A 19,580-nucleotide genomic window follows, 5' to 3' on the forward strand; every position below is an offset into this window, starting at 1 on the left:
TCGACGCAATCCGTCGATCATCCGTTCAAGCCGCTTCCGGCTCGTGAACGATCTTCAGCGCGCTCTTGTGCTCCTTGATCAACCGGTACACGGTTTCGCCGGGCACGGTTTCCTGCTCCAGCAATTCGTCCGCAATTGCGCGCAGCACCGGCTCGTACGCATGCAGCAAGCCGTAACATAGTTCGTTCAATTCCTTGAGCAGCACGTTCGCGTGCTCGATAGCGCTCTTCATTTGCAGACCCGCGTACTGCGACGGCAGCGCCGCGAGGCTGAACAGATCGCCGTCGCTGTTGAAACCGAATTTCGACACCATGTCGAGGCTGATACGCGACGCTTCCTGCAGATCCGAAGCGGCGCCGCTCGATGCTTCGGAGAACGTTAGAATTTCCGCGTTGCGGCCGCCGAGCAAAACCTGGATTTCGTTGCGGATCTCGGTCTCGCGGTACAGGTGCTTGTCCTGCGCTTTCGTGATCAGCGCCACACCGAGCGCACCGCCGCGCGGCAAAATCGTGACCTCTTCCAGCACGCCCGTGCCGAGCAGTGCGGCGACGAGACCGTGCCCCGCTTCGTGCACCGCGATACGCGTGCGTTCGTCTTCGCTCAATGCGCGCTCGGCGCCGCTCACGTCGCCGATCCGCGCAATCTTGATCGCTTCCATGAAATGCTTCGAGGTGATTTCGGTGTCGCCCGACTTACGCGCGACGAGCCCCGCCTGATTCACCACCATCGCGACCGTTGCCGGCGACAAACCCGTGGTCAGCCGCGCCAGTTGATCGTAGTCGATGTCGGCGGCTTTCGACTTCAGTTTCTCCGCGTAGAAACGGAAAATCTTCGCGCGGTCTTCGCGATCGGGCAAACGGACCTGCACGGTGCGATCGAAGCGGCCCGGGCGGCGCAATGCCTCGTCCAGATTGTCGGGGTGATTGGTCGCCGCGACGATGATCACGCCTTCGTTCGAAGCGAAGCCATCCATTTCCGCCAGCAGTTGATTGATGATGCGATTGCTCTCGGCTTCGACCGGACCGCTGCCCGTATCCGTGCGCTTGGCGAGCCCGTCGGCTTCGTCGATGAAGATCACGGTGGGCGCATTCTTGCGCGCCAGTTCGAACAGATGCTTGACCTTCTGGATGCCGACGCCGTAATACTTCGCGCTGAAATAGCTGCCCGTGATCGAGATGAAGTTCGCGCCGCACTCGCCGGCCAGCGCCTGCGCAAGCCGCGTCTTGCCGACGCCCGGACCGCCTACCATCAGAATGCCGCACGGCGCGCGCACGCCCATCGACGTGAATTGTTTCGGGTCGGACAGATAGCCGCGAATGTCCGCGAGCGCCGTCTTCGCTTCGCCCGCACCGATCACGTCGTCGAAACGCAGTGCGGGCGCCCTCGCGAGCAGCGTCGCGCCGCCGCGCATTTCGCGGCGCATGAACCACACCATGCCGCCAACCAGCAGCAGCGGCAGCAGCACGCTGATGGCGTCGCGCACCTGATCGAACACCTGCACCCAGCGCGAGCCGCCGGTTTGAATATCCGCATCGGGAAGCCAGACGAGTTGATACGCGGCGGCTTCGTCGGCCTTCGGCTCGCCGAGCAGCAGCGCATGCGAGAACGTCGCGTTATGGTCGGTGACGAAGTATTTCGTGCCGTCGCGCTTCGAGATCAAAATCGCGTTGGGACTCACGCCGATCGCGGCAACCTTCGCGTCGTGAATATCGCGCAGCATTTGCGAGGCGTCTTTTTCTTCGTGCGTCCATGCCGAGGAATCGTGGCGCATCTGGCTCGCGACACCGGTCAGCGCAGGCGCGACCTGCGCGGCGCGCTGCTGGTAATGCCACACGCCGAATGCGAGCAGCACTGCGATCAGCGCGGCCGCCACCGAGATGGCGATCTTGCGCGTGCGTCTTTTACCAAGCGAATTGTTTCCCGGCTTCATGAGTCACTTCCAAAAACGGGCTCAAAGCGAGCCCCGATACTTGTCAAAGTTCAGATGGGCAGAGGTTGGCGGAGGGGAATCGACTGATGCGACACCATGCATAACCGGAAGACAGGACAGCCAACCATACGTCCCTTTTAGCAACGTGCACACGGCCAGTATGCCGTGCAGCCGCTTCTTCCAAATCGCAGAAAAGGCCTAGTTCTACAGTCTATCCGGCGTTTTCGAGCCGCCGGATTTTGGGGAGCGAGCGCTGTGAGCAGCGCGCTACGACCGTGCTCCGGCGCACAGTTTACCAGCGCTAAATTCATTGCGTATCCGACATATCTACTATTAACCGCTCCCTATTTAAATCGGTCAGAATTACTGAATATCGACTTGTCGCGCCGGTCTATCCTCCGACGAAAAAATAGCCGCTGCGATCGCGCTCATCTGCATCTACTCTAAAAAGACCGCCGCGGATGCAGGTTCGATGCGGCGAGTCGCACAATCCTGTGCACCACCGCCGCGCGACACGATGGGAGGACCTCCATGCAGGACAACACGCCGGTATTCGACACAGCGCTGACCCGTTTGCTCGGTTGTCGGCATCCCGTCATTTCAGCCGGCATGGGCGGCCCGGCGCGCGCCGAGTTGGCGGTCGCCGTCTCTGAAGCCGGCGGCTTTGGCCTGCTCGGCATGGTTGGCGAAGCACCGGAGGTGATCGAGTGCGAGATCGCCGCCGTGCGCGCGACGACGAGCCAACCGTTCGGCGTCAACCTCATTCCTTTCCGGACGGACCCCGCGCTGCTCGATGCGCAACTCGACGTGTGCCGCGCGGCGCAGGTGCCGGCCATGTGCTTCTTCTGGAACGTCATGCCGGACGTGGTGAAACGCGCTAAAGACGCCGGCGCGCTCGTCCTCTGGCAAGTCGGCTCGCTCGACGAGGCGCTCGCCGCGCAGCAGGCCGGTGTGGACGCCGTCATCGCGCAAGGTGTGGAAGCCGGCGGCCATGTGCGCGGGCGCATCGGCATCATGGCGCTGCTGCCGGAACTCACGCAGCGTTTGCATGTGCCAGTGGTGGCCTCCGGCGGCTTCGCGACCGGTGGCGGGCTGATTGCCGCACTCGCGCTCGGCGCGGCGGGCATTCACTGCGGCACGCTATTCGTCGCGACGCATGAGTCTTTCGCGCACGACTATCACAAGCAACGGATCGTCGATGCCCGCGCGGGCGACACCGTGCATACCGACGTCTACGCGATCAACTGGCCGCCGGGCTCGCCAGTGCGCGTGCTGGCGAACAGCGTGACGCGCGAGGCCGGCGACCATCTGTTCGGCAATCATCCCCACGTGTTGCCGCGCGAAGAAATCGCGCACGACGACCAAGGGCCGATCTACAAATTCAGCACGATCTCCCCGCTACGCGATACGGTGGGCGATATGGAAAAAATGGCGCTGTTCGCGGGGGAATCGTCGGCGCTGGTCGAGCGGTGCGCACCGGCGGCGGAAGTTATCGCCCGGCTCATGAACGAGGCGGCGGACGCGGCGGCGCGGGTCCGCGCCGCAAGTGCGCACTGACAGTCAAGCGTTGGGGAGGTGCGACGGGCCTCATCGGGCCCGTTCGCATCGTCACCGGTTGCTCTCTCAGGCTCGCGCAGAGCCTTTATCAATTCCCCTGAATGCGGCGCCGACAAGTCCGCTTCACGCATTCGCCCGGCGGAATACGTCCTTCGCGTTACTCAAGCCGCGTCAGGCTGCCTGAGGACAACACGGCTACCAGGTCGCTCCCAAGGCAACAGCGCCTAATGCAGTCACCAACGCAGGCAGCGTCACGACGACACCCAGCTTGAGAAAAGACCACGCAGTCACTTCGATACCGTCCCGGCGCAGGGCCGTCAGCCAGAGAATGGTGGCGAGCGAGCCCGTGACCGAGAAGTTCGGACCGAGGTCGACGCCTATCAGGACCGCACTCGCGACAGGCGTGGGTGCATGAGCGGCCGTGAGCGCTGAGCCGGCTATCAGGCCAGCCGGCAGGTTATTGATGAGATTGCAGGCGACAGCCATGACGGCACCGGAAATCCAGCCCGCGTGAGTGGGGATAGTTGTCGAAGCGGTCCTGACGACAGCGGCCAGATTTGCTATCACGCCTGTGCGCTGAAGACCCTCGACCAGAACGAAAAGTCCGGCGACCAGTGGGAGGACCGCCCAGGAAATCTCGCCAAGATGCGCGCCGAGAAACTTCCGCTTAAGGATGCAGATGGCCAAAAAGAGCACCAGCCCGGCGCAGAAAGTCGGCAGGCCAAGGGATACATCGAGCGCCGACGCGCCCAGCATCACGATAGCCATCACGGCGATGCCGAGGCCCGTCGCTTTGCCTGCCGCCGACAGCCTGGGAACCTCGACCTCGGATTCAATCTGCTGCGTGAGTTCCTGCCGCTGCATGAAACGCAGCGCCAGATAGGTGGCGACAATGCTCAACACCGACGGTACGGCGAAACGACCGAGCCAGCTCAGCAGCGTCGGCATACGGTCCTGAAAGATGACCAGATTCGCAGGGTTTGAGATGGGCAAGACGAAACTCGCGGCGTTCGCAATGAAGGCGCAAATGTAGAGATACGGCAGAGGCTTCTCTGCCTTGACGACGTGGGCAACAGCGAGCACCGCGGGTGTCAGCACGACTGCGGTCGCGTCGTTGGACATGAAGACAGTCACGATAGTACCGACGCAGTACATCAGAAAGAACAGCTTCTTCGCCGAGCCTGCAGCGCGTTTCGCAGCAAGTGCAGCCAGGTAGTCGAACAGCCCCTCCTTGCGGGCAAGCTCGGACGCTACCATCATGCCGGTCAGAAACAGGTAGACGTCGAGGCCCTTGCCGACCGCCGCAAGTGCGTCGGACCATGACAGCATCCCAAGCCCGCATAGGGCAAGTGCGCCAAGCACCGCCCACACTGCTTCAGGAAGCCTGAACGGCCGGGTGATGACGCCGAGCGTTGAGAGCGCGGCGATAGCCCAGACGGACACAGGGGAACTCAGCAATGCATTCATTTTTTCCAGTCAGTTCGATGTTGGAATGAAGTCTCGGCGCTGCTCGCCCGGCGCCGCCTTACCCTCCTCGTCCGGTCGCGTTTCCGGCATGAACGCCGCGAAGAACGCGAGTGCCAGCGCGCTGATAGCAGCCAGGGTCAGAAATCCAGCCGTAAAACCAAATTTCTCGACGACATATCCCCCGGTGACGTTACTGAGCGCAGCGCCGATTCCCACCGCAAGCGCCATGAGGCCCTGAGCGAGATTGAACCGTCCGGTGCCGCGCATCAGGTCAGACGCTATGACGACCCCAATAACACCAAAAATGCCGGCGGCGACGCCGTCGAGCAACTGAATCGCCACCACGGCATAGGGACTGCTCGTCATCGAGAACAGCACACCCCGGACCGGCAGTACAGCCAGTGCGACCAGGAAAATCTTCTTGCGCCCAACCCCTTTGTACAGGGCATGGCCCACGGCCGCGGCGACCGCGACCATCACGAGTTGTGCAGCGATAACACAGGCGCTTAGTGCGATGACATCCATTCCTGGATGGACCTTTGCAATGACCTGGCCCGCGAGCGGCAGCATCGCGGCATTGCCGAAGTGAAAAAGGACGACCGAGATGATGAACACCTTGAGGTCGCGCTTTTTCCATAGCGCCGAAAACGGCATGGGGCTGGTGTGCCCCTTCGTCTCCGACGGCTTTTCGGCGCCACGGGCGAGCTCGTGGTCAATTTCCTTCGGCTTGATCAGCAGAACCACGAGCGCGCTTGCCACTGCAAATCCGCAGATAAGATAGAACAGCCAGATAACCCCGACGTACTGTCCCAGAGCGCCCGCCAGAACAGCCGCCGTGAAATTCCCGGCGTGATTGAACCCTTCGTTGCGGCTTATCCGGGCAGGCAGCAGCCGGTGTCCCACCACGCCGAGACTCAATGCCGCGAGACAAGGTGGAATGATGGCCGAGGCTGCACCGAGCGTAATTTGCGCGGCGAGCACGGTCGGCAGTTTCGGGAAGAAGGCAATCAGAAGACATCCCGCGCCGACCAGCAGACCTGAAATCGCAATGAGCAGGCGCTTGACTCGGACCGCGTCCACCAGTAACCCCGCCGGAATCTGGCAGATAGCCGCGGCAACACCGCTGGCCGCCATGACCAGACCGATGTTGCCCGAGCCCCAGTGTTGGGTGCCTTTCAGATAGACGGACAGGAAGGGGCCGAGGCCGTCCCGCACGTCGGCCATCAGGAAATTTAACCCGTCGAGCCCGCGCAGGCTGCGTGACGACGGGGACTTCGGCGCTTCGTCGTCAGCCGGCGGCTGCTCTGACCGCGGGCTCACCACTTTCTCCCGTTACGGTTCGGTCCGAGCTGCGTGCCCATCAGGTGTTTCTCTTCCCACGCGCCAATCGTGTCGCGATCGCTTCCATCCGCGTGCCGCTCCCGGTCTTCATCGAATGTCGAGGTGGCTTCGATGCTGTCGAAGCCAGATGACCCGGCACGATCCGTCGCACGTACAACAATCGGACATGCTCCGTCAGGGATTGCACAATTGAGCGTCCAGAGCCGCTCGGATTCGGCGAACACCATGGGCTGCCATTCGCCGTCGCCGATCCGGCAGTCCACGCTTCTTATGCCTGACGCGCTCCACGCTTTCACTCTGATGCAGGCTTGACCGGAGGGCACCTGATTGAGCAGATACGGTCGAGTCACCAGTCGCCTGTCCGCCGGCGAGGTAATCATCGCCACGGGCCATGCTTCATCGAGAGGTTTGAAACGCCAGCTCACCACACCGCTATCCACCGCCAGAAGCGAGAAACCCGCCGGTCCCTCCTCTATCTGACCGGTCGAGCGTGTCGATGCATAGATGGTCCTGCCGTCGTTCGCGAGTTCGTTGTAGTGGGTATGCCCCATATCGACAACCGCGACGCGGAACTCCCGGAGCAAACGATGGAACGCAACGGCTTCGTTAGCGTCTGCAAGGTCAGCCGGATAGCCATGGGCGAAAACCACCGTTTCTTTACCTGCTGCAGCGGCGTTTTGAAGCTCTGCCTTTAGCCAATCCATTTGAGATTGCCCTAGCCTGAAATCCGGACCACCGGTTCCGGCAGAGACGTAGTCCAGAAAGAAGCAGCGATAGTCTCTAACCGGGGTGGCTTTCGGAAGATGTTCGGCGCGAAGCACAGTGTGAAATGCGTCCAGATTTCGAGACTTGAAGTCGTGATCACCGGGGATGATGTGAACCGGAATCTCGAGATCGTCGAGCTCAGCGCGAAGAATGTCGTACTGCGCAGGCGTACCGTCGTCGGCATTGTCGCCGGGTAGCACGGCAAAGTCGATTTGCCCTGCGAGATGCGCATTCGCCTGCGCGACGATGTCGCGAAGCGCGAGATGGTTGGGCAGTTCGGCCTCCGTCAGATGAAGGTCGCCGATATGCATCCATACAAGCGGCTCGCCGCAGTGCGAAAGCCTCGATGGCGGAAACGTGTTTTGCCTTTGTACCATTTCGCGTTCTTCTTCAAAGAAAGTGGCTGGATAAGGTTCGGTTCGTGCGACTACTCCGCTGTCGCCGGGAGATCCTCCGCATCGACCAGTTCGGCGATGTCGTCGACATCGATCGTTTTGCCGTGCCGGTTCTTCACGCCATGGCCCCAGACCTGGATGTGGGCACCGGGTGCGAGGTAACTGGACAGATTCTCCGCGGCATGAGGAGGCATGCGAATCGAGGTTCCATCGGTCAGCAAGGCGCCGCGCAGTTCGCCCCTGGGCCCATACAGTGAGAGTTCCACTTCGCCCGTGACCTCCATTGCGCGCTTGTCGGCATGAGGCTTCTCATGCCTCTCACCATGGTGATGCGGACCTTCGTCAAGAATCACGATACCGGTTGCCGATAGCAGCTGGACGGCTGCGACGATATCGGCGGCACGCGGTTTGACGCCTCTCACGCGAACCTTGTCGCCCACGCTGACATGTTTCGCGACCAGTTTGGAAAGATGCGGCGGGAAATGCACCTGCCTCTCGTTGTCGAGAATCAAACCGTCCAGTTCCCCGTGGGGATTCAGGAGAAAGCGGGTAACGGTGCCGCGCGTTTCCTGCAAGCACTCCGGGTCAATCCAATGCATGGTGTTGCTCCAGTAAGATAGAAAAAGTTAGTTAGGCATATCGTTGTACAACTGCGTGACATTGCCAGGCGTGCCGAACGCGGTTGCCTGCAGCGCCTCGCCGAATTGATTGCGCGTTCCGTATCCGCTGGCGGCCACCAATGCATCTGGTCGCATCAGGCTGGCAAACTGCTGTGCTTGCGGCGGCGGCATCTTGATGACCGTTCCATTGCTGAGCATCACGCCATCAGGCTCTCCGCCCGGTGCCGTCGTGACGCGTGCCACCGTGCCCTTGACACTGAGTTTGACGAGACCGGCTCCGCGCAAGGTCGGCGGAAGACGCATTGCGTTGACTGGCGGAGGCTGGTCGACGACCTGCTGGGACGTTCGTTGATTGGTGATTTGCTGCGCGGTGACGTTGCCCGCGCCGCCACGAAACCCTGCGATCTGCACCGTGTCGCCGGCATGGACAACGCTGACCAGTTGGGCGCTCATATGCGGCGGAAAGTGAACCAGCGAACCGTCACTCAGAAGGAAGCCGTCGACATCGCCTTCAGGGTTGATGACGAAGCGGCTCACCGCCCCGGTTGCGACAACCGGCTGCTGCTGCATCGCTACCGGGGTGGGCGGCGGCGGAGGTGGCGGCGCCACGGCTGGCATCGCGCCAGCGGGTGCACCGGCGAGCGGTGGAGGAATAGGCGTGCCGGGTCCCTGAAGAGGCGGGGTCTGCGCGGCACACGCGAATGTCACAAGGCACAGTGCCAGGGCTGCGGCGCGGGCGACCTTTGTGGTTGGAGCGGTACGGCTCGCCAGCGTGTGCCGGCTGCCCGTCGGGTTGAAACGATCTGAGGCCATGATGCTCTCCGTTGAACGACACGGAGTTAATTGCAAGGCCTATGCCATAACGACTATCCCTTCTCCACAGGGCTTTGCGGGCGATTTAGCCAGACCAGTGTCAGGCAACCCGACAGGGCGCGTCGCGTTGCTTGACACCTTATTCGAGCTTGAGCGCCGCCAGCTTCGCGTAAAGCGTCTGGCGGCTAATGCCCAACCGGCGCGCCGCGTCGGCGCGGTTGTTGTCAGCGAGTCTCAGCGCGTGGCTAATCATGGCCCGCTCGACTGCTTCCACGGCGCCCGGCAATGACATGTCGAAGAAGCTTGCGTTCAGAAGCGGCTGGCCGTCGTTCGGTTTCGCGTTCAGAAACCCGAGGTCTTCTGCCGTAATCGAAGGTCCCGGAGCCAGTGCGCCCGCGCGCTCGATTGCGTTTCTGAGTTCACGGACATTTCCCGGCCACGCGTAACCGAGCAGCAGACGTTGCGCCGGCGAGGACAGCCGCATGCCGCGAGACCGGCGAATGGCGACTTCGGCGAGAAAGTGTTCGGCAAGCGGAAGGATGTCGGCCAGGCGCTCGCGCAGAGGGGGTAGTTCGATGGGGATAATGTTGAGCCGGTAAAGCAGGTCCTCACGGAACTCTCCTGCTTCGACCATTGCCTTCAGGTCGCGATGGGTTGCCGCGACGAGCCTGATATCGACAGGAATCACGCGACTCGAGCCTAGCGGAGTAATTTGCCGTTCCTGGATGACCCTCAACAGCTTGGCCTGCATCGGCAGCGGCATGTCGCCGACCTCGTCGAGCAGCAGCGTGCCGCCGTCGGCAGCGGCGAAACATCCGGCGCGGTCTGCTGAGGCCCCTGTGAAGGCGCCTTTAACATGCCCGAACAGTTCGCTCTCGAGCAGTTCAGAAGGAATGGCGGCGCAGTTGACCGCGACGAACGGCTTATCCCGGCGCTTCGACGCATCGTGAAGCACGTGTGCCGCCACCTCTTTTCCTGTACCGGTTTCGCCGCTCAAGAGGACCGTTGCATCGGATGATGCCGCGCGCCCGATCTGCTTCTGCACCTCGCGCAACGTCTCGCTGACACCCAGCAACCGGGGCTTTGTACTCGCCGGCTCAGCGGCGAACTTAGGCAGTGGCTCGTCGGACGTCGCGCCTGCCGCTGTCGAGGAGACGATACGCTCGAGCAACGACTGTATCGCCTGTCTTCCGACCGGCTTCGTCAGATGGTCGAAGGCCCCTAACGTCATCGCGCCTATCGTGTTGTCGCTCGAGGCAAAGCCGGTCAGCATGACAACCGGCAGCGTCGGCCCGTGGACGGTTGTCTGCAATGCTTCGAGTATAGCGAGCCCGTCCATGCCGGGCAGGCGGAAGTCGAGAAACATGCAGGTGAACGGAACGGCGGCATTCGTCAGGATTCCCAGCGCCTGTTCGCCGGAGCTCGCCTCCTCGACCGAGTGCCCAAGGTCGACCAGCGTTTCGACGAGCCCCTCACGAAAGCCATCGTCATCGTCGACTACGAGTATGTGTGCCATGGAATCTCAATGACGAAACAAGCGCCGCTGTCCGTGTCGGCCACGTGCGCGCGGCCACCGTGCGCCGCCGCGACTTCGCGGACAACGGCGAGGCCCAGCCCCGAGCCATCCGGCCGTCCGGTGACGAACGGCTCGAAAATACGTTCCCGGTCGGCGACCGGTATCCCTGGTCCATTATCCACGACAGCAATACGCAACATATTGCCGGTGCCGGTGTGCTGTGCGCGTACCGCGACTTTGCCCCCGGGCGGGGCATGCCTGATCGCATTGAGTATGAGGTTGTCGAGCGCCCTTGCCATCTGTACCGGGTCGAACCTCGCCGCTTGACCGTCGACCTCCGGTTGCGCCGGCTTCAGAGGGTCGACCTCGACTGTCAGGTCGACAGCCTTCTGCGCCGCCCGTTCCCGATGCGTACCCGCGCTCGCCGTTACCCATTCCGCCACATCAACTGTATTCATGACGAGTGTGACGGGCTGCGTCAACGCGAGCAGACTCGTTACCTGCGTCTCGATACGTTCCACCTGGCCGAGGGCCGACGTGAGCGATTGATTCGGCGCGTGGCCGTCGTGCGCAAGAACGTTCTCCAGTTTCAACCTGACGGCACCCAATGGATTGCGGATTTCATGTGCTACCTGTGCAGCGAGCTTACCAAGCGAAGCGAAGCGCTCGGCTTGCAGTAATTTCTCGCTTAAAGCGGAGGCACGGGCTTGTGAAGCCTTGGACCGCGCGGCGAAGGCGTTCACGGCGTTGATGATTTTGTCGAGGTCGGCTTCTCCGACTAGTGGAAGCTCGGTCAGGGAGTCCGCTGTTTCTGGCGATAGGCCCCGCTCGAGTGCCGACAGGTTTTTCCTCCACCGTCGCAGCGCAATGCCAAGAATCAGGGCAATGACCAGAATACCCGTCAGGATGACGGCGAGAGACAGCACGAGGATATGGCCGTATTGCCCAAGCGGAGCTTGTGCCCTGGTCAGCGTCCATGCATAAAGCGTTGTACTTCCGGCGACCGGGCAGGCAGCGGCAACCGTAGCGCCCTCGCCGCCGGGCACCGAGTCATAAACCGAAGCGTGTCTGGACGCTGCGAGGCGCAGCGTGCGGAGTATCAGGGGCGTCTCGGCCTGAGGAATGTCCCGTTTGACGCCGCTGCCTTCGTACGTCGGGAATGAGTACGCGAGAAATCCATCAGGCGCTCTCGGCGGTGCCGCACCGCCGGCCGGACCGGGCATGGGAGGAGGCGCTGGAGTCCGGTTGCTTAGGGTGTCGCCACTGCTTCCCCAGAAGCCACCTTCGATTTTCGGCGTCTGGATCAGAACCGTGTCGAGGACTGCATGCATCAGGTCGGTGGCAGGTGAGTCTGTGCCGAGCTGCCGGGAAAGCGCATAGCGTGCGGCCACGTGTTGGCACGCGGCGATGGACTGTTGGCTGGCGGTGGAAATCTGCCGGCTCTGGTCTGTCTGGAATAGCAGCCAGATAATTCCAGCGAGCAGCATGCAGACGACTGCAACAAGCGCCCACAGCAAAGCCAGCTGCGTTGCGAAGGAGATTCGCTTCATTGTGGTGACAGTCCGCAGCGTTAAGTCGAAGTGGCCCAGGAGATTGCGCGAGGTCGTTTCGGCGGTCGCAACACATTATCCCGATGGGCAATGAGTGTAATGCAGCACTCCGAGAACGCACGCGACCCGCGCAACAGTTTTCGAATCCATCTGGAGTTTCCCTCGCGACACAACGCGCGCCCCAACTATAAGCACGTTTTATTCCACTGGTAATCCACCGTGGACCAGCGATCCGGCCGTAGTGAGCCTCGCCGTCTGGATTTGCCGCCGATATGAACACCGAACCAACTCGCAGCCGGGCACGACGTTTGCTGGAGCTGCTTTTCTTTGCGACCGGATTGCACCGGTCCTTCCACTGACGCAGCGCGGGGGCGCATAACTATGAACCATCGATACATCGAAGGAGAACTTTTACACCTCGAACAGGTGTTCCCTTACATCGCGAAAGGCCCCCTTCCCGTTTCCTACTGGTTCGCCCGACTTGAGGTGCTCAAGCTTCTGCCAGCGATGCGCGATCAGCGTCGTAGATTGGCGCTGCTGCAAGATCGGTTAGACACCATTGCAAGATTTGCTACCGCTGCATAACCGCCCTAACCAGCGATTTCGCACGGCATTCGCTCGTGACAGGATCGTCGGAGGATTCCCGGCTGAAGTGCGAGTGGCTCACCCAACAAAGTAAGCACCAAAAAATGCAGCGCATGCAGTCGGCTATGCTAACCTCCGGCGACTAGCTCAACTTCATTTCAAAATAATGAACAGCTTCGATCTAGCTATCGAAACATACCTGTCAAATGTACATCTCGGCTATTTCGCGACCCGATCCATTGAACGTATCACCGACCTCTACACGTTCAAAGGCCTCGTACTCATTCCCGTGCTTTGGTGGATGTGGTTTCAGCAGGATGAGCGCAGCGAATGGCGGCGAGAAATGGTTCTCGCGACGCTTCTCAGTGGCCTCGTGGCGCTCTTCGTCGGAAGACTGCTGACTCACTGGTTGCCGTTCAGGGTGCGTCCCATCTATAGCGCCGAACTGCATCTGCGCTTTGCGGGTAACAATATCAAGGACGCACTGCTGACAAATTGGAGCTCCTTCCCAAGCGATCACGCAATGCTATGGATGGCGGTCGCCACCGGCATCTTCCTCGTGTGGCGTAGCATCGGCGTGCTGGCGATTCTCTATACCGTGCTGGTCATTTGCGTGCCGCGCGCCTATCTCGGCTTTCACTACCCAACCGATTTGCTGGTGGGCGCCGCCGTGGGAATCGGAATTACCTACGTCATGACTCGAGAGGCCATCCGCGTGCGTTACGCGAGGCCGGCGCTGCGATGGATCGATCGCTACCCGGGGCCATCAGGGATGCTGGCCTTTCTTCTGTGCCTCGAACTCGTTACGCAGTTCGACGAACTGCGCACGCTGGCGAGCAGTGTGTTCAAAAATTTATGAACCACGCGTGGCGCTGCAAAGCGTGTCAGTGGTGACGCAGCTTGAGCGAGTGATTTTGTCGAAGCGGGATTGCTCGCCGTGGGCGGTGTCATTTCGCACAGATACTTCGGCGCCGCGCACATTCAAGCAAGATTGCCGGGCATCGCGCAAGATGAAAGCCGGGCAACATTGGAGACACTCGACATGACGCAATCCGACGCCTCTTCTTTTTCCACCTCGCTGGATGAAGGCCTCAGCGGCGCCACGCGGGTGGTTTTCATCGTCGGCGATCCCATTGCGCAGGTCCGCTCGCCGTCCGGCGTGACCGCGGCTTTGCGCGCAGCCGGACGCGATGCGCTGGTGGTCCCCGCGCACGTGGCGCCCGCCGATTTGCCCGCGTTTTTTGCAGGCGTGACGCCCATGCGCAATGTCGACGGCGTGATCATTACCGTGCCCCACAAGTTCAGCGCCATCAAGTATTGCGGCTCGCTCACCGAGCAGGCGAGCTTTCTCGGCGCGGTCAACACCTTGCGTCGCACGGCGGACGGCAACTGGCACGGTGGCATGTTCGACGGCACCGGTTTCGTCGCGGCGCTCGTCGATGCAGGCTGCGATCTGCGTGGCAAGCATGCGCTGCTGGTCGGCGCGGGCGGCGCGGGTTGCGCGATCGGCCATGCGCTAGTGCAAGGCGGCGTGGCGTCGCTCGACGTGCGCGATAACGATGCTGAACGCACGGCGTCGCTGATCGGCCGGTTGAATGCGCTGCGACAAGGTGAAGTGCGCAGCGCGGCTGCTTCCGTGGACGCCAGTACTTACGATGTCGTGATCAATGCATCACCGCTCGGCATGCGTGCGGACGACCCACTGCCTCTCGACGTATCGCGTTTGCCGGCCACGACGTTCGTCGGCGATGTGGTGACGAAGCCGCCGCTCACGCCGTTGATCGAAGCCGCCCGCGCGCGCGGATGCCCGACGGTGACGGGCACGCAAATGTTCGGCCGCGTGTGCGACCGGATGGTGGCTTTCCTGCTGGATGCCGAGCGTTTTAACTGAAGAGTGGGACGCGAGAGCGTCCACGGCTCGCGCTGCTACACTTGCGCGACGCCAACCTGTAGAAGACACGTGCCCCGCAATTCGACGCGGCGTCTTCTCCCGACTCACGCTCCAACCATGCTTCGATTCGAAAACCTCAGCAAGCGCTACGGCGAACGCCTCATCTTTCAGGCACTGCAGTACGACACGGCATCAGGATGCGTCGCGCTGAACGACGAATCCAGCAGCGGCAAGTCGACGTTGCTCGGCATCCTCGCGGGCACGATCGAACCCGATACCGGCGAGGTGTGGCTTGGCGGCCATTCGCTGCGCAGCGCGCCACTGGCCGCGCAATCCGTGCTCACGTACGTCCCCGAAGACTGCATGCCTTATTCGGACCAGACCGGTCGCGAGTATCTGAACACGGTGGCATCGGCGAGAAACACCGTGGTCACCACCGATACGCTGGCGCTCGCGGACCGCTTCGGCCTCACGCCGCATCTCGACAAACGTTTCGAGCAGATGTCGTTCGGTACGCGCAAGAAGTTTTTTCTGACGTCGGCCGTGCTCGGCGACACTCAGGTGCTGATCGCGGATGAACCCGTCGGCGGCCTCGACGCCGCCGCACGCGCCGTGCTGGTCGATCTGTTCAAGACACTGGCGCAAACACGCACGGTGTTTTTCTCGAGCTACGACGAGGTCTTTACGAATGCGTGCGAAGCGCGCAGCGTCGACTTCGCCGACTTGGAAAAGCGCGAGTGAAACCGGCAAGCCGGCGTTCATTCGCGCGCGCGAGCCGCCCTTAAACCGCCACGCAAATCTTCCCGAAGTGAGCGCCGGATTCCTCGTGCGCGAACGCGTCGGCGAGTTTCGCCAGTTCGAACGTGCTGTCGATCACCGGCTTGATGCCGGTCACTTCGAGTGCACGAATCATCTCACGCTGATCCTGACGGCTACCGACGATCAAGCCTTGCAAGCGCTGCTGCCTCGCCATCAGCGCCGCGGTCGGCACCGGCCCTGCCCGCCCGGTCAACACGCCGATCAGTGCGATATGACCGCCGATCCGACACGCGGTGATCGACTGCGGCAAAGTCCCCGGGCCGCCCACTTCGATCACATGATCGACACCGCGCCCGCCGGTCAGCGAGCGGACCTGCTTGCCCCATTCCGGATTCTCGCGATAGTTGATCGTATGGTCGGCTCCGAGTTCGCGAAGCCTGGCGAGTTTTGCGTCCGATGACGACGTCGCGATCACCGAAGCACCCATCGCTTTAGCAATCTGCAAGGCGAAAATAGACACGCCGCCGGTGCCGAGCACGAGCACCGTGTTGCCGGCCTTCAACTGGCCGTCCACGACGAGCGCGCGCCATGCGGTCAGCCCCGCTGTAGTCAACGTTGCGGACTCGGCATGGCTATAGCCGCGCGGTGCATGCGTGAAATAGTGGCTCGGCAGCACGACCGCTTCGCGCGCGTACCCGTCGATACCGTCGCCGGGTGTGGTCGTGAAATCGGCGATGGCAGGCGGCCCGTTTTCCCAGAACGGAAAGAAGCACGACACTACGTGATCGCCCGCTTTGAATTCCGACACGCCCGCGCCGACCGCCTCCACGACACCCGCGCCGTCCGCCATCGGAATCCGCCCGGGTTCGGCAGGCAGATTGCCGCTCACCACGCCATAGTCGTGAAAGTTCAAGGAGTTCGCGTGAATGCGCACGCGAATCTGGCCCGCCGCGGGCTGACCGGGATCGGCGATGTCGACGACCTGGAGATTGGCGACGGTGGCGGGCGAACCGATTTTGACGGCTTTCATTTTTTCGTTCCTTTGTGAGTTGCGCCGGCGCGTGACGCGTCGCGGCGAAATGCTCGCAAAAGAATACCGCAAGCCTGCTCAGCGCGTTGTCGTGGCGCGCAGGGGCCGACGCGGGCGAAATGCTCGCTGAAAGCGCATTGCCACTTGGGGAAGTCCCTTCGCGACGCCCGGGAACGACGCGGAGGGGTCGCGAGGGTCATGCCTTCACTTGACGGTCTGAATGACTTCGAAGCCTTCGAATTCCGGATGCCCGAGATAGAGCACGCGATTGTCACCGCCTGCGTTGCGATGCGCGGCCCGAAAGGCGTCGGACTTCGTCCACGCCTCGAAGGACGCGTAGTCCTTCCAGATCGTATGGCTCGAATAGAGAACGTGATCGTCCTTCTGCGGACCCTTCAGCAGATGAAATTCCACGAAACCCGGCACCTCTTTCAGATGCGTATCGCGCGTGGTCCACAGATGTTCGAAAGCAGCTTCGGATCCGGGCGTCACTTTGAAACGGTTCATGGCAATGTACATGCTGAAGGCCTCTTTGCAGTCACGATGTATCTGGCGGATTACCGGACTCGAACGACTTGTTCCGGCCAACCGGTCAGGCGGCCTTTCATTATATGCGTGTCATTCTTCCTGCCGATGCCACGACCGCGATACACACAAGCGACACGAACGCGCTTGCGTTCAAGCCGCTTTGTCCTGCGCCACCTGTTCGAGCCATAGCCGGCTGTCGGGAAACCAGAATGCGTCCGGCCGCGGCGGCGACACGAGTTTCACGGGCAGCGACGGATTGAATATTCTCGACCATGCCGACAGGTACGACGGCGTCTTTACCAGATAGCCGCAACGGGACAACAGCAGACTGGAGACCAGCGCTTCACGGCCGATTTCGAGCCCCGGATAACCGCTGAAATGGATGGGCGTATTGCCGTACGCGAGCAGTTTCGCGGGCGCCACGTTGACCGGCCTGGAAAACGGCCACGCGACGAAGAAATCGAGAAATGCCTGTTCGTCGCTCGAAACGAAAACGTTGCTCAGGTGCGGGTTTTCCGCAAGTGTCGTTTCTATGTGGCGGCAGAAATCGCCCCATGAAACCGGGATGGCTTCCAGCGATTTGTCTGTGCCTCTAAAATGCGCACCGAGCGTGGACGAGCCGATCTCGAGCTTGCCACAAATCGTATCGACTTCATCGACGATATGGCCGGCTGGCCGGTAATGTGCAAAGAATAGTTTGCTGGCGCTCTTGAGTTGAAGCTGCGCCTCGTAGCGTTGACGAAACCCTAGCTGGACCAGGTCGCGAACCGTCGACTTTCTCACCTTGTGTGTGAGCGGTGCCGTGGCCTTGCCATTCACGTGCTCGAAGAAGGACGAGAACCAGTCGATCGTTCCCGCGGCGTCTCCGTAGAGCCCGCCGCGCGCGCTGATGGACGGCGTCAGACACTTCTCGTCGCAATACATCAGAATAAACAGGACCATTTGCATCACGGAGAAGAAACCCGAGTTCTCCTGAATTTCAATGGCAAAGATTCCCCTGTTCAATCGCTGTGTGGCATGAAGCGAGATGCGACGTGGCGTGGCAACGGAATGCTTGAACCCCTCACTGCGTCGGATCTGTTTTGCCCGATCGACTACTTTTCTCAGCATGCCCGGCTCCTAATGGAATCTAGGTATTTTTAATTCGCACGCGTCTATGCATGAAGAAGTTCACGACGACCGAGCATAACATCGAAAAAGCGCGGGGCGAGTAAGATCCTCTTGTCTTCGTGAGCTAACGCACAAAGGATCGGTAAGACTTCCTATAGGTTGCACCGGTCGCGTGGAGCAAAGCCTCGGCGACTCGCTCGAGCACGCCGTCCCAGTCGCCGCGTTGCAACTGCGTGAAGAGCCGCACGCTGGGATACCATGGGCTGTCGTCGCGATCGCGCAACCAGCGCCAGCACCCGGCGAAGCGGTTGAGCAGCCACACCGGCTTGCCCATTGCCGCGGCCAGATGTGCAACCGACGTGTCGACGGAGATCACGAGATCGAGGTTGTCGATCAGCGCGGCGGTATCAGCGAAGTCCGTCGCGTCGTCCATCCAGTCCGTCAAAGGCGCGTGTGTTACGGCATCGGCGCGCTTCGCGGGGTCATCCGTCTTTTGCAGGCTGATCCAGCGCACATTGGGTAACGCGAGCAATGGCGCGACTTGCGCGGGATTCAAACTACGCGCCCGGTCTTCGGTCAGACCTGAATGGCCACCGGCCCACACCAGACCGACACGCGGCAAGCCGGCATCGGGCAACATGGCAAGCCGCGCGCGCCATGAGGCCGAGCGGGCGGCATCCGCATGCAGGTACGTGGCGGCGGGAATGTTGTCGAGCCGCGTGCCGAACGCCATTGGCAGTGACATCAAAGGGCAATGCCAGTCCCAGTCGCTCAGGTCGGATAGGCCGTCGTCGAGCATCATGAGGCCCGGCAAATGCGCGAAAGACTCTTCGTACAAGCGCCGCAGCGATGGCGGGCATATATAGCCGACGCGCGCAAAACGTTCGAGCGCCATCGGCAGATAGCGCACGAACTGCAGGCTGTCGCCATGACCCTGCTCTGGAATGACAAGCAGACGCGCGCCGTATTCGGGCATTCCCTGGCTGGCGCTCGCGATGTCGAGGCGCTCGCCTTTCCATTGAGGCAGCGGCAGTGTCGGGCGCACCGATGCGGGCCGCCCGTCGGCATCCACGAAATTGGCCCAACGGTCTTCGAAATACGGCCAGGCTTCTTCATAACGGCCGGCGGCCAACAGGACCTGACTGAGGCTTGCGCGCGCGCCGAGGTAAGACGGCGCGAGCGCGATGGCTTGCCTGAGATGCCGCTCGGCCTCACTCAGCGAGCCGAGGTCCTTCACGACCACGCCCAGATTAACAAGCGCTTGCGGATGGTCCGGCCGGAGTTCGAGCAAGCGATGGTAGGCGACGGCGGCATCGTCGGAACGTCCCTGCACTTGCAGGATGACGGCCATGAAGAAGTTAAGCGGCAGCGACGCCGGTTCGAGCGCGAGCCCGCACTCGGCCGTTTGCAAAGCGCGTGCATAGTCACGCAGTTTGATCTGGACAATACACAACGTGCCGTAATACGCCGGATCCGAACGCACTTCGAGCGCGCGTTCCACCCAGCTTTGGGCCGACTCGAGTTGATTCGATGCAAGCGCAACGAGCCCATACGTGTACAACGCGTCCGCATGTGCGGGGTCTTGCCCGATGATCCGGTCGAGCAGCGTTCGGGCTGTGTCGAACTCGCCTGCGAGACGCGCCTCCTCGGCTTGATTGAACCAGGCGTTAAGGGTTTTTTCGAATGGCAAAGCAGAATCGGTCGGCATAGTCGGCGCAATGAG

General features: G+C 61.5%; 16 protein-coding genes. 4 read left to right on the forward strand and 12 right to left on the reverse strand.

All coding sequences use genetic code 11. The annotated features are described in order from the left end of the window. Positions 1-25: 25 nt before the first annotated feature. Positions 26-1,930 carry an AAA family ATPase gene (locus BPHYT_RS30010; RefSeq protein WP_012427892.1) on the reverse strand — a complete coding sequence of 635 codons (1,905 nt, stop codon included), beginning with the start codon at positions 1,928-1,930 and terminating at the stop codon, positions 26-28. A gap of 531 nt (positions 1,931-2,461) precedes the next feature. On the opposite strand from BPHYT_RS30010, the gene BPHYT_RS30015 reads away from it, so the two are divergent. Further along, complete coding sequence (locus BPHYT_RS30015; RefSeq protein WP_012427893.1) at positions 2,462-3,487, forward strand: NAD(P)H-dependent flavin oxidoreductase; 1,026 nt, start codon at positions 2,462-2,464, stop codon at positions 3,485-3,487. Positions 3,488-3,682: 195 nt separating this feature from the next. Here BPHYT_RS30015 and BPHYT_RS30020 read toward each other — a convergent pair whose 3' ends face one another. From BPHYT_RS30020 to BPHYT_RS30050, 7 genes are all read right to left on the reverse strand, one after another. Then, positions 3,683-4,954 carry an arsenic transporter gene (locus BPHYT_RS30020; RefSeq protein ID WP_012427894.1) on the reverse strand — a complete coding sequence of 424 codons (1,272 nt, stop codon included), beginning with the start codon at positions 4,952-4,954 and terminating at the stop codon, positions 3,683-3,685. A 9-nt stretch (positions 4,955-4,963) separates the two neighbouring features. Further along, positions 4,964-6,274, reverse strand: a complete 1,311-nt coding sequence (locus BPHYT_RS30025; protein WP_012427895.1) for an MFS transporter — start codon at positions 6,272-6,274, stop codon at positions 4,964-4,966. Then, on the reverse strand, positions 6,271-7,437 hold the full coding sequence (locus BPHYT_RS30030) for a metallophosphoesterase (RefSeq protein WP_083772108.1): 1,167 nt from the start codon (positions 7,435-7,437) through the stop codon (positions 6,271-6,273). Before BPHYT_RS30030 ends, BPHYT_RS30025 begins: the two co-directional genes overlap by 4 nt. Positions 7,438-7,487: 50 nt before the next feature. Beyond that, complete coding sequence (locus tag BPHYT_RS30035; protein WP_012427897.1) at positions 7,488-8,054, reverse strand: hypothetical protein; 567 nt, start codon at positions 8,052-8,054, stop codon at positions 7,488-7,490. 27 nt (positions 8,055-8,081) lie between these two features. Further along, positions 8,082-8,888, reverse strand: coding sequence for a hypothetical protein (locus tag BPHYT_RS30040; protein WP_012427898.1), 807 nt, complete (start codon positions 8,886-8,888; stop codon positions 8,082-8,084). A 139-nt stretch (positions 8,889-9,027) separates the two neighbouring features. Continuing rightward, positions 9,028-10,404: a sigma-54-dependent transcriptional regulator gene (locus tag BPHYT_RS30045; protein ID WP_012427899.1), complete on the reverse strand. Its 1,377-nt coding sequence runs from the start codon at positions 10,402-10,404 to the stop codon at positions 9,028-9,030. Further along, positions 10,386-11,954 carry a sensor histidine kinase gene (locus BPHYT_RS30050; protein ID WP_012427900.1) on the reverse strand — a complete coding sequence of 523 codons (1,569 nt, stop codon included), beginning with the start codon at positions 11,952-11,954 and terminating at the stop codon, positions 10,386-10,388. Before BPHYT_RS30050 ends, BPHYT_RS30045 begins: the two co-directional genes overlap by 19 nt. A 751-nt stretch (positions 11,955-12,705) precedes the next feature. Here BPHYT_RS30050 and BPHYT_RS30060 point away from each other — a divergent pair. From BPHYT_RS30060 to BPHYT_RS30070, 3 genes are all read left to right on the forward strand, one after another. After that, positions 12,706-13,398, forward strand: a complete 693-nt coding sequence (locus BPHYT_RS30060; RefSeq protein ID WP_012427902.1) for a phosphatase PAP2 family protein — start codon at positions 12,706-12,708, stop codon at positions 13,396-13,398. Between the two features lie 183 nt (positions 13,399-13,581). Continuing rightward, the gene (locus BPHYT_RS30065; protein ID WP_012427903.1) at positions 13,582-14,430 is read left to right on the forward strand and encodes a shikimate dehydrogenase family protein; all 849 of its coding nucleotides are present in this window, start codon (positions 13,582-13,584) and stop codon (positions 14,428-14,430) included. A 117-nt stretch (positions 14,431-14,547) separates the two neighbouring features. Next, on the forward strand, positions 14,548-15,171 hold the full coding sequence (locus tag BPHYT_RS30070) for an ABC transporter ATP-binding protein (protein ID WP_012427904.1): 624 nt from the start codon (positions 14,548-14,550) through the stop codon (positions 15,169-15,171). A gap of 40 nt (positions 15,172-15,211) precedes the next feature. On the opposite strand, the gene BPHYT_RS30075 is transcribed toward BPHYT_RS30070, so the two are convergent. From BPHYT_RS30075 to BPHYT_RS30090, 4 genes are all read right to left on the reverse strand, one after another. Continuing rightward, complete coding sequence (locus tag BPHYT_RS30075) at positions 15,212-16,219, reverse strand: zinc-dependent alcohol dehydrogenase family protein (protein WP_012427905.1); 1,008 nt, start codon at positions 16,217-16,219, stop codon at positions 15,212-15,214. Positions 16,220-16,423: 204 nt separating this feature from the next. Beyond that, positions 16,424-16,738, reverse strand: a complete 315-nt coding sequence (locus tag BPHYT_RS30080; protein ID WP_012427906.1) for an antibiotic biosynthesis monooxygenase family protein — start codon at positions 16,736-16,738, stop codon at positions 16,424-16,426. Between the two features lie 159 nt (positions 16,739-16,897). Next, the gene (locus BPHYT_RS30085; RefSeq protein ID WP_012427907.1) at positions 16,898-17,857 is read right to left on the reverse strand and encodes an O-fucosyltransferase family protein; all 960 of its coding nucleotides are present in this window, start codon (positions 17,855-17,857) and stop codon (positions 16,898-16,900) included. 124 nt (positions 17,858-17,981) lie between these two features. Continuing rightward, positions 17,982-19,565, reverse strand: a complete 1,584-nt coding sequence (locus tag BPHYT_RS30090) for a tetratricopeptide repeat protein (RefSeq protein ID WP_012427908.1) — start codon at positions 19,563-19,565, stop codon at positions 17,982-17,984. Between the last annotated feature and the right edge of the window lie 15 nt (positions 19,566-19,580).

It is taken from the genome of Paraburkholderia phytofirmans PsJN (assembly GCF_000020125.1).
Taxonomy (GTDB): Bacteria; Pseudomonadota; Gammaproteobacteria; order Burkholderiales; family Burkholderiaceae; genus Paraburkholderia; species Paraburkholderia phytofirmans.

Excerpts from the sequence above, each read along its gene's own strand:
- BPHYT_RS30010 (WP_012427892.1), bottom strand. The coding sequence starts at position 1,930 with ATGAAGCCGGGAAACAATTCGCTTGGTAAAAGACGCACGCGCAAGATC.
- BPHYT_RS30015 (WP_012427893.1), top strand. The coding sequence starts at position 2,462 with ATGCAGGACAACACGCCGGTATTCGACACAGCGCTGACCCGTTTGCTC.
- BPHYT_RS30020 (WP_012427894.1), bottom strand. The coding sequence starts at position 4,954 with ATGAATGCATTGCTGAGTTCCCCTGTGTCCGTCTGGGCTATCGCCGCG.
- BPHYT_RS30030 (WP_083772108.1), bottom strand. The coding sequence starts at position 7,437 with ATGGTACAAAGGCAAAACACGTTTCCGCCATCGAGGCTTTCGCACTGC.
- BPHYT_RS30035 (WP_012427897.1), bottom strand. The coding sequence starts at position 8,054 with ATGCATTGGATTGACCCGGAGTGCTTGCAGGAAACGCGCGGCACCGTT.
- BPHYT_RS30040 (WP_012427898.1), bottom strand. The coding sequence starts at position 8,888 with ATGGCCTCAGATCGTTTCAACCCGACGGGCAGCCGGCACACGCTGGCG.
- BPHYT_RS30045 (WP_012427899.1), bottom strand. The coding sequence starts at position 10,404 with ATGGCACACATACTCGTAGTCGACGATGACGATGGCTTTCGTGAGGGG.
- BPHYT_RS30050 (WP_012427900.1), bottom strand. The coding sequence starts at position 11,954 with ATGAAGCGAATCTCCTTCGCAACGCAGCTGGCTTTGCTGTGGGCGCTT.
- BPHYT_RS30060 (WP_012427902.1), top strand. The coding sequence starts at position 12,706 with ATGAACAGCTTCGATCTAGCTATCGAAACATACCTGTCAAATGTACAT.
- BPHYT_RS30065 (WP_012427903.1), top strand. The coding sequence starts at position 13,582 with ATGACGCAATCCGACGCCTCTTCTTTTTCCACCTCGCTGGATGAAGGC.
- BPHYT_RS30070 (WP_012427904.1), top strand. The coding sequence starts at position 14,548 with ATGCTTCGATTCGAAAACCTCAGCAAGCGCTACGGCGAACGCCTCATC.
- BPHYT_RS30075 (WP_012427905.1), bottom strand. The coding sequence starts at position 16,219 with ATGAAAGCCGTCAAAATCGGTTCGCCCGCCACCGTCGCCAATCTCCAG.
- BPHYT_RS30080 (WP_012427906.1), bottom strand. The coding sequence starts at position 16,738 with ATGTACATTGCCATGAACCGTTTCAAAGTGACGCCCGGATCCGAAGCT.
- BPHYT_RS30085 (WP_012427907.1), bottom strand. The coding sequence starts at position 17,857 with ATGCTGAGAAAAGTAGTCGATCGGGCAAAACAGATCCGACGCAGTGAG.
- BPHYT_RS30090 (WP_012427908.1), bottom strand. The coding sequence starts at position 19,565 with ATGCCGACCGATTCTGCTTTGCCATTCGAAAAAACCCTTAACGCCTGG.